We start from the raw sequence: 16,037 nt of genomic DNA on the forward strand, positions 1-16,037 counted from the left end.
CTCGCCCGACGCNGGGCGTTCAGCGCCTCCGGCCGCGGGCCAGGTTCACCCGCGTCATGACCAGGTACGCCGCGAGAAGCAGCTCGGCGAAACAGAGCGCCGAGCCGAGGTACTCGGCGACGCCGAAGCCCGCTCGGACGCCGATGATGATCGTCAGGAACGCGGCGACGATCGATCCGGCCGTGAGACCCTGGCGGATCTGGAGCGGCCGTGGACCGTGCGTGGTGATCGGCGATTCGGGGTTCGACATACAGATATATTAGAACGCTCTCGTGTTGGCCGTCCCGACAGCCTCGGCGCACGATGTCGGGGGGTCCCTGAGCCTGTCGAAGGGTGAGGCGCCACCGTGCTTGCACTTCGACAAGCTCAATGACCGGGGAAAGTTCGGTGACCGGTGAAAGGTCGGTGACCGGTGAAAGGTCGGTGACCGCGGTGAGGTCGGTGACCGCGGTAAGGCCCGGGAGACCGGGACATCCCCCCTATGGGGGTGGGCGCAGCGGTGCCAGACTGCGAACATGCTGATCTCGACGATGAACGATGTCCCCGGCCGCCAGGTCACCGAGGTGCTGGGCGAGGTGACCGGCCTCACGGTCCGTGCACGCAACGCGGGCGTGCAGCTCGGCGCCAACTTCAAGGCGCTGCTGGGCGGTGAGCTCTCCGGGCTCACGAAGCAGCTCGCTGAGAGCCGCGAGGAGGCGAAGCAGCGACTCATCGAGGCGGCCACCGCGCTCGGTGCCGACGCGGTGCTCGCGATGCGGTTCGACGCGGCCGAGGTCGGCCAGAACTACCAGGAGGTCGTCGCCTACGGCACCGCCGTCAAGCTCGGCTGAGTGCGGGGCCCGAACCGACGCGGTCCCTGAACTCCATCCCGGTCCCTGGGCTTGTCGAAGGGCGCACTTCGACAAGCTCAGTGACCGGGGGGGGGTGAGGCTCAGGGACCGGGGGGTGAGGCTCAGGGACCGGGCCCTTCGACAGGCTCAGGGACCGAAGAAGGATCAGGCGCGGAGGCGCTTGAGCTCCTCGCGACGGACGGCCTGCTCGGCCGGGTCTGGCACGGGGAGCGACGCGAGGAGACGACGCGTGTAGACGTCGCTCGGCGCACCGAGCACCGCTGAGCCAGGCCCCTCCTCGACGATGTCGCCGCGATACAGCACGACGATGCGGTCGGCGAGGATGTCGACGACCGCGAGGTCGTGGCTGATGAACAGCGACGCGAACCCGAACTCGCGCTGCAACTCGGCGAAGAGCTCCAGCACGCGGGCCTGCACCGACACGTCGAGTGCAGACGTCGGCTCGTCGGCGACGAGCAGGGCCGGCTCCAACGCGAGCGCGCGGGCGAGGGACGCCCGCTGCCGCTGCCCACCGGAGAGCTCGTGCGGGAACCGGTCGCCGAACGCCTTCGGCAGCTGCACCGCTTCGAGGAGTTCGTCCACCCGACGCCGGGCCGCGCGTGCGTCACCGAAGCGCCCGTGCACGATGAGCGGCTCCGCCACGCACTCCGCGATCGTGAGCAGCGGGTTGAAGCTCGTCGCCGGGTCCTGGAACACGAACCCGATCTCGCGGCGCTTCGGGGCGAACTCGCGCTCCTTCACCCGGTTCATCTCCACACCGAGCACCGACAGCGAGCCGCCGGTCACCTTGGTGAGCCCGGCGATCGCGCGGCCGATCGTGGTCTTGCCCGACCCCGACTCCCCCACCAGGCCGAGGACCTCGCCCGCGTGGATCGTGAAGTCGACGCCCTTGACCGCCCGGAACCCGGCACGGCCGAAACGACCCGGGTACTCGATCTCGAGTCCCTTCGCGACGACCACCGGCTCACCGAGCTGCAGCTGCTTGCCGCGCTCGACCTCGGCCGGCGCGGAGCTCTTGCCGCGGCCGACGTGCGGCACCGACGACAGGAGCTTCTTGGTGTACTCGGCCTTCGGTAAGGAGAACAGCTCCTGCACGGGAGCCTCCTCGACGATGTCGCCCTGGTACATGACCACGACGCGGTCGGCGAGGTCGGCGACGACGCCCATGTTGTGGGTGATGAGGACGATGGCCGTCCCGAACTCGTCGCGGCACCGACGCAGGAGGTCGAGGATCTCCGCCTGCACCGTGACGTCGAGCGCGGTCGTCGGCTCGTCGGCCACGATCAGTCCGGGGTCGAGCACGAGCGCCATCGCGATGACGATGCGCTGCTTCTGCCCGCCGGAGAACTGATGCGGGAAGTAGTCGACCCGCTCCTCCGGCTCCGGGATGCCGACGCGACGCAGGATGTCGATGGCCTTGGCCCGTGCCTCGGCCTTCGTGTACGACCCGTGCGCGCGGAGACCTTCGGCGATCTGCCAGCCCACCTTGTAGACCGGGTTGAGGGCCGTCGACGGCTCCTGGAACACCATCGCCGCGTCACTGCCGCGGATGGACCGCAGCTGCTCCGCCGACGCCGTGACGACGTCCTGCTCGGTCGAACCGTCGCGTGAGCGAAGGACGACGGCACCCGAGGCGGTCGCCGTCTCCGGGAGCAGACCGAGGATGGTCTTGGCCGTGACCGTCTTGCCCGAGCCGGATTCACCGACGATGGCGACGATCTCACGCGGTGCGACCGACAGCGAGATGTCGTTGATCGCCTTCACCGCGCCGGCATCGGTCGAGAACGAGACCCCGAGGTCGCGGATGCTGACGATGTCCTTGGTGCCGAGGTCGCGTGGACCGGTGGTCGGCGTCGACTGGCTCATGAGCGCTCGTCCTCTCGTCGGTTCTCCAGATCGCTGTCCGCCGCGGCGTCGCTCACGGCGCCCAGCGACTCGGCGTCCATCATCCCGGCGCCACCGGGGCTGTCGGGCGTGCCACCGGTGGTCGTGATGCTCGACGTCGCGGCGACCGATCCACTCGACGCGCCGACCCGACGACGGCTGCGCAGACGCGGGTCGGACAGGTCGTTGAGGCTCTCACCGACGAGCGTGATGCCGAGCACGACGAGCACGATCGCGAGGCCGGGGAACAGCGCGGTCCACCAGATGCCGCTCGTGACGTCGGAGACGGACCGGTTGAGGTCGTAGCCCCACTCGGCAGCCGCGGTCGGCTCGATGCCGAACCCGAGGAAGCCGAGCCCCGCGAGCGTGAGGATGGCCTCGGAGGCGTTGAGGGTGATGATGAGCGGCAGCGTCCGGGTCGCGTTCCGCAGCACGTGACGGAACATGATGCGGGAGCTCGACGCACCGATGACCTTCGCCGACTCGACGAACGCCTCGCTCTTGATGCGCACGACCTCGGAGCGGATCACCCGGAAGTACTGCGGGATGAAGACCACGGTGATCGAGATCGCGGCGGCGAGGATGCCACCCCAGAGGCTCGACTGCCCGCGGCTGATGACGATCGACATGACGATCGCGAGCAGCAGCGACGGGAAGGCGTAGACCGCGTCGCATACGACCACGAGCACGCGGTCGAGCCAGCCACCGAAGTACCCGGCGACGAGCCCGAGCAGGACGCCGATGAAGATCGACAGGATGATCGCGGAGACGATGACGAAGAGCGCGGTCTGGGCGCCCCAGAGCACCCGGGACAGGACGTCGTACCCGCCGACGGTCGTGCCGAGGAGGTTCGTCGCGTTCGGCGCCTGCTGCGTGCCGAACGAACCGTCGTCGCCGCGCAGCTGGTTGAACCGGTAGGGCGCGACGAGCGGCGCGAGGATCGCGATGAGCACGAACACGCCCGTGACGACGAGACCGATGACGAGCATCGCCCGCTGCAGCCCGACCGACTGGCGGAACTGCTTGACGACGGGCAGGCGGTCGCGCAGCGGACGCTTCGCTGGCGCGGTCTGCACGGCGGTGGTGGCTGTCGGAGCACTCATGCTCAGTACCTCACCCTCGGGTCGATGATCGCCGCGATGATGTCGACGATGAAGTTGGTCAGGGCGACGATGACGGCCAGCAGCGCGACGATCCCCTGGACGGCGACGAAGTCACGCGCCTTGAGGTATTCGCTCAGCATGAAGCCGAGGCCCTTCCATTCGAAGGTCGTCTCGGTGAGGACCGCGCCCGCGAGGAGGAGCGCGATCTGCAGGCCGATGACCGTGATGATCGGGATGAGCGCCGGACGGTAGGCGTGCTTCGTCACGAGCCGGAACTCGCTGACGCCGCGCGACCGGGCCGCGTCGACGTAGCCGGAACCGAGCGTGCCGATGACGTTGGTGCGGACCAGCCGCAGGAAGACGCCGGCCGTCAACAGGCCGAGGGCGATCGCCGGGAGCACCGCGTGGGCGAGGACGTCGCTGATCGCCGTCGGGTCGCCGAGGCGGATCGCGTCGATCAGGTAGATGCCGGACGGGTTGGAGATGGTCTGGAGCGTCAGCTCGGTGCCGGTGCTGGCTCGACCGGCGACCGGGAGGATCCCGAGCCAGACGGAGAAGATCAGCTTGAGCAGCAGGCCGGCGAAGAACACCGGGGTGGCATAGCTGAGGATCGCGAAGATGCGGAGGCCCGCGTCCTGCCAGCGGTCGCGGCGGGCGGCGGCGAGCATGCCGAGCGGGATGCCGACGATGAACGCGACGATGAGGGCGTAGATCGCGAGTTCGAGGGTCGCGGAGCCGTAGGTGAGGAGGACCTCGATGACCGGGCGGTTGTCGGAGATCGTCGTGCCGAAGTTGCCGACGGCGATCTGCCCGAGGAACTCGAAGTACTGGACGAAGAGCGGCCGGTCGTAGCCGGCGGCGCTGATGCGTTCCGCAAGTTGGTCGGCTGGGAGGCGACCGCCGAGCGCCGCGGTGATCGGGTCACCGGTCAGGCGCATCAGGAAGAAGACCATGGTGACGAGGATGAACACCGTCGGGATGATCAGCAGGAAGCGGATGACGAGGTACCGCCAGAGTCCGCCACCTCCGGAACGTCTGGCCGCCTTGGGGGGTGGGGTTGCGACAGCTGCCGTCATTGCAGTGGATCCTCCTCGATCACCGACTCGGTAGAGCCCGGACAGACGATCGGGGCGGCTCTGTGGAGCCACCCCGATCGCGACGTCCGACTCACCATAGTCGGATATCAGTTGGTCAGGCTACTCAGCCCTTGGTGATGGGGGCGTAGCGGAACTTGAACGACGCATCGAGGACGGTGCCCTCGATGTCCTTGCCGACGACCGCCACCTGAGCGCCCTGGAGCAGCGGGATGGTCGACAGGTCGGCCGCCTCCGTGTCCTGGATCTGCTCGATGAGCTTGGTCCGTGCGTCCGCGTCCGTCGTCGAGCGCTGCTCGTTGATGAGGTCGTTGACGGCCGGGTTGTCGTAGTGGTTCGCGAGGAAGTTGTCCGTGGCGAAGAACGGCGTCAGGTAGTTGTCCGCGTCGGAGTAGTCCGGGAACCAACCCAGCTGGTACGCCGGGTAGACGTCCGTCGTGCGGTCCTTCGAGTACTGCACCCACTCGGTCTGCTGCAGGTTGACGGTGAACAGGCCGTCGGCCTCGAGCTGGTCCTTGATGAGCGCGTACTCGTCGCCGGAGCCGGAACCGTAGTGGTCACCGTTGTACTGGAGGTTGAGCGCGACCGGAACGGTCACACCGGCTGCCTCGAGCGTCTCCTTCGCCTTGGCGGCATCCGGGCCACCGTCGCCGTCGCCGTAGAGGCCCTTGAGGGACTCGGTGGCACCGGTCAGGCCGGCGGGCACGTAGGAGTAGAGCGGCGTGTAGGTGTCCTTGTAGACGTCCTTGGCGATCGCAGCGCGGTCGATCAGGTCGGCAGCGGCCTGGCGGACGGCGAGCGCCTTCGCCGGGTCGGCGTCAGCAGTGGTCGCTCCGTAGGGCATCGTGTCGAAGTTGAAGACGAAGTAGCGGATCTCGCCACCGGGGCCGTCGACGACCTTGACGTTCTTGTCCTTCTTCAGGTCTTCGATGTCGGTCGCGGAGAGGCTGCGCGATGCGACGTCGATGTTGCCCTGCTTGACGTCGAGCTTCAGGTTGGACTCGTCGGTGTAGTACTTCACGTTGACGGTGTCGTTCTTCGCCTCGCCGAGGAGGCCCTGGTAGTCGGCGTACTTCTTGTACGAGATCAGCTCGTTGAACTTGTAGCTGTCGATCGTGTACTGGCCGGCGAAGGCCTTGCCCTTGACGATGTCGTTGTCGGGCGTGACCTCGGTGGCGGAGAAGACGTCCTCGTCGACGATCGGGCCGACGGGGCTCGAGAGCACCTGTGGGAAGGTCTGGTCGTTCTCGGTCTTCAGCGTGAAGACGACGGTGAGGTCGTCGGGCGCGTCGGTCTTCTCGAGGTTGCTGAGGAGCGACGACGGGCCGTTGTCGTCGGCGATGGCCAGCTGACGGTCGAAGCTGAACTTCACGTCCGAGGAGGTGAGGTCGTTGCCGTTGGCCCACTTGAGGCCCTTCTTGAGCTTCACCGTGTACTCGGTCGGCGAAGTGAACTCGGCCGACTCGGCGATGTCGGGCTCGACGTCGGGGCTGTTGTACGGCGTGTTCAGGAGGAAGGGGAAGACCTGGTTCATGACGGCGAAGGAGCCGTTGTCGTACGATCCGGCCGGGTCGAGCGTCGTGACCTTGTCGGTCGTGCCGATGACGATCGTGCCGCTGGCACCGCTGCTGGAGCCGCTGCCACCGGCGGCGCAGCCGGCGAGGGCGAGGGCGGTGATGGACAGACCCGCGAGCGCGACGGCGCTCTTCCGGAATCCACTACGTGGGGATGACATTGATGTCGACCTCGTTTTTCTGTGTGTGAGAGACGGCACGGCTGTGTGCAGGTTCTTCGCACGTGCTTGTAGAGGATTACAGCACGCTCCGAACAAATCCCTCAAACCGAGAAGGCTTCCGGTGCAGATTCGTTACGAGCACGAAACGTGCGCGAGCGACATCTCTAGCGCAATGACCGCGCGTTTCGCCAGGTTCGGACGCCACCGAGGTCCCGGCCTCGACGCCCCGATGGCCGGGGTCGGTCAGTACCCGCGCTCGGCGTCGAACCGGTTCAGCAGCGGTCCGCCTGCACGGTAGCGGGCGAGGTTCTCGATGAACAGTGCCGTGAGCGTCGCGTTCTCGCTCTCGACCGTGGACGCCGAGTGGGGCGAGATGAGCACGTTGTCGAGGCCCCAGAGCGGGGAGTCCGCGGGCAGCGGCTCCTCGCGGAAGACGTCGAGCGCCGCGCCACCGAGCTTGCCCGACCGAAGTGCCTCGATCAGCGCGTCCTCATCGACGACCTGCCCACGGGAGATGTTGACGATGGCGGCGCCGTCGGGCAGGAGCGCGATCCGGTCGGTGTTGATGAGGTTCTCGGTCTCGGGCGTGAGCGCCGTGCACAGGACGAGCACGTCGGTGCCCGGCAGCACCTCGTCGAGCCGGTCCACATCACTCAGCTCGACGCCGTCGGGGAGCTCATAGGTGCCGCCGACCCGACCCACCGCGGTCACCCGTGCGCCGATGGCGTCGAAGGTCCGCACCACGTTCGACCCCATGCCGCCGACGCCGACGACCGTGACCCGCATCCCGGCGAGCTGCCTGGTCGTGTACCGCTCGAAGCGGCGCTCACGCTGCCGTCGCTGGAGGAACGGAACACCCTTCACCACGAAGAGCGCCCCGGTGAGGGCGAACTCGGCGAGCGGGACGGCATGCACGCCGCCCGCCGTCGTGACGGTGATGCCGCTGCCGTCGAGTCCGGTCCGGCGCATGAACGCACCGATGCCGGCGCTCGTCGCCTGGATCCATCTCAGGTTCGGGGCGCGCTCCGGCAGTGCCGCCGGGTCCTGCCAGTCGAAGTCGAACGCGACGTCGGCCCGGGCGAGCATGTCCGCCCACCGTTGCTGGTCCGCTGCGGACAGCTCGGGTGCCGGCCCACGGTGATCGGCGACGTACTGCGGGACCGCGACGAGCGTCGGGTCGTACAGCACCTCGACATCCGGGTGGGAGGCGCCGATCGCCTCGACGTGCTCAGGCTCGAGGTGACTCGCGATGAGGATCCGCATGATGATCCATCATGCCCTGCGATGCCCTGCGCCCGGACTCAGTCGTTGATGGCGGCGTTGGCCGCCTCCTGCGCCTTCTTGAGACCGTCGGCGACGGGCGTCGTGCCGGCGAAGATCTCCTTGAAGATCGGGTCGTAGGCGGCGAGTCCCTTCGCGTACCCGGCACCCGTCGGCGGCGCGATGGTCTTCGCGTCGTCGGCGATCACGTCGAAGAAGGGCTGCACGTCGACGTCTTGGCCCTTCCAGTAATCGAAGTATTGCTTCTGGGCCGCGGTGACGGCGGGGACCGCCGAGCCGGACGAACCGACGGGAGCGTTGCCCTCGGTGCTGCCCAACCAGGCGAGCACCTTCTTCACCTGGTCGGGGTGCTTCGTGGCCGCGTTGCCCGCTGCGGCGATCCCGTTCGTGACGCTGACCTTGCCCGCAGGGCCGGCCGGGAGCTCGGCGACACCCCAGCGGAAGTCGGCACCGTCGTGCACGGCCTTCAGGCTGTAGAGCCCCGACTGGAACATCGCGACCTTGCCCTGGAGGAAGGCGTCGCGGGAGAAGTCGCCGTCGGCGTTCGTCGAGGCGGCCGGCGGGGCGACCTTGGCGCCGTTGATCGCGTTCACGAGGTAGTTGACGGACTCGCTCGTCTTCGGGTCGTTGAACGCGAAGTCGTCGCCGTCCTGGTATTTCCCGCCGTTCGAGCCGATGAACGGGAGGAGCACGGCCTGCAGGTCGTACCCGAGGCCGGTGCCATAGGTCGCGGGCGCCGCGGGGTTGAAGCCGGGCTGGTCGGCCGAGACCCCGGCCGCGTCCTTCGTCAGCTTCTTCGCCAGGGGCAGGAACGTGTCCTTCGTCGCGTCGGGCGACCAGGTCGCGTCCTCGAGCTCGGCGGGCTTCACGCCGGCCGCGTCGAGGAGGTCGGCGTTGTAGTAGACCGCGATGCCGGCGTCGGACAGCTGCGGGACGGCCCAGAGCTTGTCGTTCCGGGTGAACTGGCTGACCACGCTCGGTGCCCAGTCCTTCGAGGCGTCCTTGCCGAGCGTCTGCCCGACGTCGAGGACGCTGCCGCTGTCCGCGTACCCGGCGAGATAGGAGTTGTTCAACCAGAAGACGTCGGGAGCGGTGTCCGCCGCGACGTCGGTGCGGAGCTTCGTCCAGTAGTCGGCCCACTCGACGACGTCGACGCGGACGCGGATGTCGGGGTTCTCGCGCTCGAAGGCGGCGAACGAGGTCTCGTAGGCGTCGGCGACGGCGGCATCCCAGACGCGCACCGTGACCGTCGTGCGCTCCGTGGATCCGGCGGCACAACCGCTCAGCATCAGGGCGGAGGCGGCCGCGATCGCGAGGGCGGCGTGGCGCTTGAGCATGAGAATCCTTCGTTCCGTGAACCTCAGGGAGGCTAGCAGTTCAGTCTGAACGCCCGCGAGCTGTCAGAAACGGCCAGTGTGACGCCGTCTGACTGTGCGTTTGTGACAGTTCGCGGGCAGGTGGGGTGGTCACCGGGAGGACCACCAGTCGAGGAGGCGGCGGGTGGCCTCGTCCTCGCCGAGCGGGCCCTCGTCGAGGCGCAGCTCCAGTAGCCAGCGGTACGCCTCGCCGACCTCGCGACCGGGTGCGATGCCCAACACCTCCTGGATGCGGTTGCCGTCGAGGTCGGGCCGGACGGACTCGAGCTCCTCCTGCTCCTGGAGCTCGACGATGCGCTGCTCCAGGTCGTCGTAGGCGAAACCGAGGCGGTCGGCCTTGCGCCGGTTGCGGGTCGTGACATCGGCACGGACGAGCATGTGCAGCCGCTCGAGCAGCGGACCGGCGTCGCGGACGTAGCGCCGCACCGCGGAGTCGGCCCACACGCCCTCGGAGTACCCGAAGAACCGCATGTGCAGCTCGACGAGCCGCGCGACGCTCTTGATCGTGTCGCCGTCGTACCGGAGCGCGGTGAGGCGCTTCTTCGCCAGCTTCGCACCCACGAGGTCGTGGTGGTAGAAGGTGACGGCTGCGCCGGGGCCGGTCTTCTTCGTCGCCGGCTTGCCGATGTCGTGGAGCAGCGCGGCCCAACGCAGGACGAGGTCGGGCGCCTCGCCGGGGTGCCGCGAGTGCTCGTAGCCGATCGCCTGCTCGAGCACCGTGAGCGAGTGCTGGTAGACGTCCTTGTGGTGGTGGTGCTCGTCGGGCTCCAGCCGGAGCGCGGGCAGCTCGGGCAGCACGAGGTCGGCGATGCCGGTGTCGACGAGCAGCTCGAGGCCCGCGCGCGGGTGGTCGGTGGCCAGCAGCTTGCCGAGCTCGGCCTGGATGCGCTCAGGGCTCACGATGGAGATGGTCTCGCGACGCTCCTCCATCGCCTCGATCACGTCGTCGGTGGGCCGGAAGCCGAGCTGCGAAGCGAACCGCGCGGCTCGGAGCATACGCAACGGGTCGTCGCCGAAGGAGACCTCGGGCGAGCTCGGCGTCCGCAGCAGGTGGGCGACGAGGTCCTCGACGCCGCCGGACGGGTCGACGAGGGTGATCTCGGGGATGCGGAGCGCCATCGAGTTGACGGTGAAGTCGCGCCGACGCAGATCGTCTTCGAGGGTGTCGCCGAACGCGACGACCGGCTTGCGGGTCACGCCGTCGTAGGCGTCGGCCCGATAGGTCGTGATCTCGACCGTGTCGGCGTGCTCGACGCCGTCGTCGTCGGTGACGGTGACCTTCGCGCCGATCGTCCCGAAGTCGCGGCCGACGTCCCACCAGGCGCTCGCCATCGGCTTGAGGACCGCGAGGATCTGGTCGGGCGAGGCGTTCGACGTGAAGTCGAGGTCGCTCACGGTGCGACCGAGCATCGCATCGCGAACCGGTCCGCCGACGAGGGCCAGTTCGTACCCGGCTTCGGCGAACGCCGACGCCACCCGAGCGACCACGGGCGACGAGGCCAGGTCCTGCAGGCGCACCAAGGATTCCGCCACGCTCACCATGGGGTCAATCGTACCCGGACGCCGCCTGCGACCCCGTCGCCGTCAAGCCGCGAGCGGTCCCGGGCGACGGCCGTACAATAACGATGAACCCACTCCCCAGCAGACCAGAGGCGGACACGATCACGAACGAACTCGACGACCAGCGGCCAACCGTCGGCACTCAGGCACCGACGGCCTTCACCAGTACCGTGAAGGACCCGATTCCGCCGGAACTCCCGTTCACCACCGCCCCTGAGCTCGTCCTCGTGACCGGTGGCTCCCGATCGCAGCGCTTCGACCGCCCCGACGTCGTGCAGCGCAAGGGCGTGTACACCCTCATCAACGGTCACCTGACCCCACAGCAGTCGATGGTGGAGGACCTGCTCGCCGTCGCCGACGTGCTCGACGCGGCCGAGATCGAATACCTCCTCATCCGGGGCGAGCACGACCGCCCCGTCATCGTCGTCGACCGCTCTCTGCGCAAGCGCCTGCAGACCGCACTCGCAGAGGCGTTCGCCGACGAGCCCTTCTACAGCGTGCCGCTCAAAGCGCGCATGTCGACGGTGAAGCCGGCCGGCGATCCGCACCTCCTCTCCGACGGCCTGCTCACCGGCGCCCGCAAGGCCGAGGTGTTCCGGCTGTACCGGCCGCGCATCGAACCGCTCGGCCGCCTCCGCTACGGCATGGAGACCGCCCTGCAGCTCGAACTCTGGCGCTTCGGCGACGAGGAGATCACCGCTCCCGTGGAGAACGTCCTCATGCGGACGTACATGCCACGGACGGAGGCCGTCGAGACGACCGTCGAACGATACGGCCGCAGCTGGCGGACGCTCGAGCACATGTTCGGCGCGCTCGCGAGCGACGTCACCTTCGACATCGACCTCGTCTTCTCGTGGGTGGACGGCTCCTCCGAGGAGTTCCAGCGCGCCCGCGCCAAGCGGATGCAGAGCTACGTCGTCGGCGACGGCGACGACTCCGACGCCCGCTTCCGCCAGATCAACGAACTCAAGTACGCCCTCCGCAGCGTGCACACCTTCGCCCCATGGATCCGACGCATCTTCATCGCGACCGACTCCCCCGCGCCCGAATGGCTGGCGGAGCACCCGAAGGTCACCATCGTTCGCAGCGAGGAGTTCTTCGGCGACCTCGACGCCTTGCCGACGCACAACTCCATGGCCGTCGAGAGCCAGCTGCACCGCATCGAGGGGCTGTCGGAGCACTTCCTCTACTCCAACGACGACATGTTCCTCGGCCGACCGATCAGTCCCGAACTGTTCTTCTCACCGGGCGGCATCAGCAAGTTCGTGGAGGCGACCACCCGCATCGGCCTCGGGGCGAACGACCCCTCGCGCAGCGGCTTCGAGAACGCGGCCCGCGTGAACCGTCGGCTCCTGCACGAGCGCTTCGGACGCGTCACCACCCGTCACCTCGAGCACTGCGCCGCGCCCCTCCGCCGAAGCATCATGGCGGAGATGGAGCAGGAGTTCGCCGAGGAGTTCCGCGCGACCTCCCACAGCGCCTTCCGTGCGGCCGACAACATCTCGGTGACGAACTCGTTCTACCACTACTACGGCCTCATGACGGGTCGCGCGGTGCAGCAGACCCAGGCGAAGGTCCGCTACATCGAGACGACGCTCAAGCAGTCGCTCGGGCAGATGGAGCGACTCCTCAAGCGGCGCGACCAGGACATGTTCTGCCTGAACGACGGCAGCCGGCCGGAGATCTCGGTGGAGCAGCGCACCACCGCGGTGATCGACTTCCTCGAGCGGTACTTCCCGTTCCCGGCCCCGTGGGAGCGCGAGGCCGCCGTGCCGAGCGCGCTCGAGATCGAGCCCGCCAAGCTCAGCTGACCCCCCTTCGACAGGCTCAGGGACCGAGACGGTCGCCGCCCTTCGACAGGCTCAGGGACCGGGAGGGCGCTCAGGGGACGATGCGCTCTGCGCGGAGGCGGTCGAAGATCGCGGTGAAGGCGTCCAGCGTCCGTCGGTAGCCGGTGAAGCCGGCGAGTCGGCTCTTGCTCATGTCGGTGACGACCTCGATGTCCCGGCCGAGGTCACCGTCGGTGTGCCACCACGACGCCACGCGGGAGAGGTCGGCCTCGACGAGACCGTGTTCGGCCACCACCTCGGCCCAGGTGCCCTCGACGCCCGCCATCTGCTGCTCGAGCGGACGCGGCTCGGTGTCGAAGCCCTCCGGCTCGACGCCGAGGTGCGCCGCCAGTCGCGGCCACATCCAGCGCCAGCGGAAGACGTCGCCGTTGACGATGTTGAACGCCTCGTCCGCACCGGCCGGTGAGGTCGCAGCCCAGAGCATCTGCTCGGCGAGGAGTCCGGCGTCGGTCATGTCGGTGAGGCCGTTCCACTGGGTCTCGGAACCGGGGAACACGAACGGTCGGTCGAGTCGCTTGCAGAGCGCCGCCTGCACCGCGAGCGTGGACGCCATGTTCATCGCGTTGCCCACCGCATGTCCGATCACGGTGTGGGAGCGGTGCACCGACCAGGTGAACCCCGCTCGCGCAGCCGCGGCGAAGAGCTCGTCCTCCTGCTCGTAGTAGAAGTTGGGCGTGTCCAGTCGGTCCTCGTCCTCGTGGAACGGGGTGTCGGGCATCTCGCCCGCCGCGTAGGCCTCGAACGGGCCGAGGTAGTGCTTCAGGCCGGTGACCAGGGCGACGTGCTGAACGGGCTCGGCGGAGAGGGCGGCGAGCAGGTCGCGGACCATGCCGCCGTTGACCCTGATGTTCTCGGCCTCGGTGTCCTGACGTGACCAGGCGGTGAAGAACACGTGGGTGACGCCGGTGCCACCGAGGGCGCGCGCGAGGTCGGCCGCGTCCCGGAGGTCGGCCGCGACGTGCTCGACCTGCGGGTGGGCCGCCGGCGCGCGGCGAGAGAGGGCGAGGATCCGCCAGCCACCGTCCTCGAGGAGCTGCGACACGATCGCGGAACCGGTGATGCCGCTGGCGCCGACGACGAGTGCGGTGCGGGGTGCTTCTGGGGAGGTCATCCGTCCACGATAGGCGCGTCGGACCGGGGAGGCTCCCGGAACGGCGGACCCGCCGGGCTGCGGTACCCTGCCGGGCTGCGGCCCTTCGACAGGCTCAGGGAGCGGGGAACGTGCGGCCCTTCGACAAGCTCAGGGAGCGGGGAACGTGCGGCCCTTCGACAGGCTCAGGGAGCGGGGCAAGGCGAGGCCCTTCGACAAGCTCAGGGACCGGAGGGAAGTTCAGGGAGCGGGGAGGTGCCGCCCTAGACGAGGACGCCGATCGGCATCGTCAGCGGCGGCTCCGGCTGCACGGGCACCGTGTCGGACACGGGCAGCTCGATGCCGTCGCGAGCGAGCAGGCGCGCACTCTCCTCGGCGTCGATGTAGTGCAACGGCGGGGTCTCACCCAGCGGCACCACCGAGTGCAGGACCGTCTTGCCGTAGACGTGGACGAGGTTGAACGCCCGCGCGCCGTCGCGACCACGCGTCCCGCCGACGGGCACGTTGAGGTCCTGCGTGTAGCACGTGGCCGAGGCGACCGACACCGGGATGCCCGCGAAGGTCGCGGTCGAGGAGTAGTGCAGGTGCCCGGCGATGATGCTCCGGACGTCGGATCCCTCGAGCACTTCGGCGAGCTTCGCCTGATCGCGCAGCTCGACGCTCACGGCGAGGTCGAGCACGCTCGGGACGGGCGGGTGGTGCATCGCGAGGATCGTGCCGTGGGGCGCCTTCGTCGAGAGTTCCTCGGCGAGCCAGTCGAGCTGCTCGTCCGACACCTCACCGTGGTGGTGCCCGGGGACGCTCGAGTCGAGGGTGATGACGCGGAGGCCGTTGACGTCGTAGACGCGGTCGACCGGACGGGTGGTCGGCACTTCACCGAACAGCCCGGCCCGGAACGCCTGGCGGTCGTCGTGGTTGCCCATCACCCAGATGATCTGCGATCCGAGGCGCTCGGCGACCGGCTCGACGATCGAGCGGATGCGGTCGTACGCGTCGGGTTCGCCCTTGTCGGCGAGGTCACCCGTGAAGACGATCGCTTCGGGCCGACCGCCGGACGCCTCGAACTCGGCGAACAGGCGACGCAGGTGCGTCTCGCTGTCGACACTGTCGTAGAGGCTCCCCCCGCCGGCGAGGAGGTGCGTGTCGCTCACATGGAGCAGGAAGTGATCGGGCCTCGGGTACTCGGCCGTGCGAAGACTCACGTGACAACTCTCGTTCGAGCGATGCTCTCCGAACCGCATCGCAGCTGTTTGACCATCTGACCAGACTCGGTTGAACGGCAACGGAACGCCACGCTACGACGCGGGAAACTCGTGAGCAAGGTCAGGAGCCGACATCCAGGGGACTCACACCTGACGGTGGGCTGCGGGAGGATGTCCGCATGCCCTACCTCGACGACGATGAGCAGCCGCTGCAGCGGATCGATCTGGCGCAGATCCCCCCGACCGGACGCCGGTTCCGGCTCGAGCGGCGGATCGGGTTCCAGGAGCACGCTCCTGACGGTCCCGTCGTGTGGGCACCGGCGTCCGACGACGGGCACGACGGCGACCGGGCGGAGGGATGGACCGACCTCGCGTCCGTCCCGGGCGTCCTGTGGAGCTTCATCGGCAGCTACGGCCGGCAATCCGCGCCGGCCGTCGTGCACGACCACCGGGCACTCCTCGCGCTCGGGCTCCCGCCGGACCAGGCACTCGAGCAGCGGTTCGAGGACGACCGACAGTTCCGCGTCGGCCTCCGCCACCAGCGGGTGCCGCTCCTCCGGGCCTGGCTCATGTGGGCCGTCGTGTCGGTCGAGCGGTACGTCCGACACGCTCCTGGCGTCGCCGCCGTGCTGATCGGGCAGTCGGTCCTCGGCGTCCTGGCCGTCTGGGTCGCGACGATCGGACTCGTCACGCCCGTGCTCGGCGCTCCGACGCCCGGGTGGCTCGGCCTCGCGATGGCACCCGCCGTCCTCGCCGTGTGCTGGCGGGAGGAACGGAGACTCCTCGTCTGGTTGCCGTACGCCGGTGCACTCCTCGGGCCGCTCCTCCTCGTCCAGCTCGCAGCGGTCGGCGCGTTCCGCCTCCTCGAACTCCTCGTGCGGGAGACCATCGACCGCCCGTTCATCGACGACTCCCCCGGCCCCGTCGGCCCGCCGACCCTCCGCTGACCCGTTCCCTGACTCAGGAACGCCTCGGCGTGTCGAGCGCGGGGGACCCGACACGCCGAGACGC

13 protein-coding genes are annotated in these 16,037 nt (G+C 68.8%); 3 read left to right on the top strand and 10 right to left on the bottom strand.

Features of this window, described 5'->3' with window-relative positions; genetic code table 11:
* Window positions 1–19 precede the first annotated feature (19 nt).
* Window positions 20–250 (bottom strand): hypothetical protein, encoded by a 231-nt coding sequence (locus tag IFU11_RS16085; protein WP_086472426.1) that lies wholly within the window; start codon window positions 248–250, stop codon window positions 20–22.
* 265 nt (window positions 251–515) lie between these two features.
* Between IFU11_RS16085 and IFU11_RS16090 the strand changes: the two genes are divergently transcribed.
* Window positions 516–830 (top strand): YbjQ family protein, encoded by a 315-nt coding sequence (locus IFU11_RS16090; protein ID WP_064294105.1) that lies wholly within the window; start codon window positions 516–518, stop codon window positions 828–830.
* Between the two features lie 165 nt (window positions 831–995).
* Here IFU11_RS16090 and IFU11_RS16095 read toward each other — a convergent pair whose 3' ends face one another.
* The 7 genes from IFU11_RS16095 to IFU11_RS16125 all read right to left on the bottom strand — a co-directional run bounded on the left by IFU11_RS16095 (window position 996) and on the right by IFU11_RS16125 (window position 10,866).
* Window positions 996–2,717 carry a dipeptide ABC transporter ATP-binding protein gene (locus IFU11_RS16095; protein WP_192019599.1) on the bottom strand — a complete coding sequence of 574 codons (1,722 nt, stop codon included), beginning with the start codon at window positions 2,715–2,717 and terminating at the stop codon, window positions 996–998.
* On the bottom strand, window positions 2,714–3,838 hold the full coding sequence (locus IFU11_RS16100) for an ABC transporter permease (protein WP_159876452.1): 1,125 nt from the start codon (window positions 3,836–3,838) through the stop codon (window positions 2,714–2,716). Before IFU11_RS16100 ends, IFU11_RS16095 begins: the two co-directional genes overlap by 4 nt.
* A 2-nt stretch (window positions 3,839–3,840) precedes the next feature.
* Window positions 3,841–4,914, bottom strand: coding sequence for an ABC transporter permease (locus tag IFU11_RS16105; protein ID WP_159876454.1), 1,074 nt, complete (start codon window positions 4,912–4,914; stop codon window positions 3,841–3,843).
* Between the two features lie 124 nt (window positions 4,915–5,038).
* A complete protein-coding gene (locus tag IFU11_RS16110; RefSeq protein ID WP_079704272.1) occupies window positions 5,039–6,667 on the bottom strand; it encodes an ABC transporter substrate-binding protein in 1,629 nt (542 codons plus the stop codon).
* 243 nt (window positions 6,668–6,910) lie between these two features.
* Window positions 6,911–7,930: a D-2-hydroxyacid dehydrogenase gene (locus tag IFU11_RS16115; protein ID WP_192019600.1), complete on the bottom strand. Its 1,020-nt coding sequence runs from the start codon at window positions 7,928–7,930 to the stop codon at window positions 6,911–6,913.
* Window positions 7,931–7,968: 38 nt separating this feature from the next.
* Entirely contained in the window at window positions 7,969–9,285 is a 1,317-nt protein-coding gene (locus tag IFU11_RS16120; RefSeq protein WP_192019601.1) for an ABC transporter substrate-binding protein, read from the bottom strand.
* 129 nt (window positions 9,286–9,414) lie between these two features.
* Window positions 9,415–10,866, bottom strand: coding sequence for a CCA tRNA nucleotidyltransferase (locus IFU11_RS16125; protein ID WP_192019602.1), 1,452 nt, complete (start codon window positions 10,864–10,866; stop codon window positions 9,415–9,417).
* 83 nt (window positions 10,867–10,949) lie between these two features.
* Between IFU11_RS16125 and IFU11_RS16130 the strand changes: the two genes are divergently transcribed.
* The gene (locus IFU11_RS16130) at window positions 10,950–12,695 is read left to right on the top strand and encodes a stealth family protein (protein ID WP_192019603.1); all 1,746 of its coding nucleotides are present in this window, start codon (window positions 10,950–10,952) and stop codon (window positions 12,693–12,695) included.
* A gap of 70 nt (window positions 12,696–12,765) precedes the next feature.
* Here the strand turns inward: IFU11_RS16130 and IFU11_RS16135 are convergent, their stop codons facing one another.
* Together IFU11_RS16135 and IFU11_RS16140 are read right to left on the bottom strand one after the other, a co-directional pair.
* Complete coding sequence (locus IFU11_RS16135; RefSeq protein WP_137242967.1) at window positions 12,766–13,845, bottom strand: SDR family oxidoreductase; 1,080 nt, start codon at window positions 13,843–13,845, stop codon at window positions 12,766–12,768.
* A 242-nt stretch (window positions 13,846–14,087) separates the two neighbouring features.
* A complete protein-coding gene (locus IFU11_RS16140; protein ID WP_234994036.1) occupies window positions 14,088–15,026 on the bottom strand; it encodes a phosphodiesterase in 939 nt (312 codons plus the stop codon).
* A 179-nt stretch (window positions 15,027–15,205) separates the two neighbouring features.
* Here IFU11_RS16140 and IFU11_RS16145 point away from each other — a divergent pair, with 179 nt between their 5' ends.
* Entirely contained in the window at window positions 15,206–15,973 is a 768-nt protein-coding gene (locus IFU11_RS16145) for a DUF1353 domain-containing protein (RefSeq protein ID WP_124767795.1), read from the top strand.
* Window positions 15,974–16,037: the final 64 nt, after the last annotated feature.

The sequence above is a fragment of the Plantibacter sp. CFBP 8804 genome (assembly GCF_014841225.1).
In the GTDB taxonomy this organism is placed as follows: domain Bacteria; phylum Actinomycetota; class Actinomycetes; order Actinomycetales; family Microbacteriaceae; genus Plantibacter; species Plantibacter auratus.

What these genes read in the sequence shown, in the direction of transcription:
- IFU11_RS16085 (WP_086472426.1), bottom strand. Translation starts at nt 250, where the DNA reads ATGTCGAACCCCGAATCGCCGATCACCACGCACGGTCCACGGCCGCTC.
- IFU11_RS16090 (WP_064294105.1), top strand. Translation starts at nt 516, where the DNA reads ATGCTGATCTCGACGATGAACGATGTCCCCGGCCGCCAGGTCACCGAG.
- IFU11_RS16095 (WP_192019599.1), bottom strand. Translation starts at nt 2,717, where the DNA reads ATGAGCCAGTCGACGCCGACCACCGGTCCACGCGACCTCGGCACCAAG.
- IFU11_RS16100 (WP_159876452.1), bottom strand. Translation starts at nt 3,838, where the DNA reads ATGAGTGCTCCGACAGCCACCACCGCCGTGCAGACCGCGCCAGCGAAG.
- IFU11_RS16105 (WP_159876454.1), bottom strand. Translation starts at nt 4,914, where the DNA reads ATGACGGCAGCTGTCGCAACCCCACCCCCCAAGGCGGCCAGACGTTCC.
- IFU11_RS16110 (WP_079704272.1), bottom strand. Translation starts at nt 6,667, where the DNA reads ATGTCATCCCCACGTAGTGGATTCCGGAAGAGCGCCGTCGCGCTCGCG.
- IFU11_RS16115 (WP_192019600.1), bottom strand. Translation starts at nt 7,930, where the DNA reads ATGCGGATCCTCATCGCGAGTCACCTCGAGCCTGAGCACGTCGAGGCG.
- IFU11_RS16120 (WP_192019601.1), bottom strand. Translation starts at nt 9,285, where the DNA reads ATGCTCAAGCGCCACGCCGCCCTCGCGATCGCGGCCGCCTCCGCCCTG.
- IFU11_RS16125 (WP_192019602.1), bottom strand. Translation starts at nt 10,866, where the DNA reads ATGGTGAGCGTGGCGGAATCCTTGGTGCGCCTGCAGGACCTGGCCTCG.
- IFU11_RS16130 (WP_192019603.1), top strand. Translation starts at nt 10,950, where the DNA reads ATGAACCCACTCCCCAGCAGACCAGAGGCGGACACGATCACGAACGAA.
- IFU11_RS16135 (WP_137242967.1), bottom strand. Translation starts at nt 13,845, where the DNA reads ATGACCTCCCCAGAAGCACCCCGCACCGCACTCGTCGTCGGCGCCAGC.
- IFU11_RS16145 (WP_124767795.1), top strand. Translation starts at nt 15,206, where the DNA reads ATGCCCTACCTCGACGACGATGAGCAGCCGCTGCAGCGGATCGATCTG.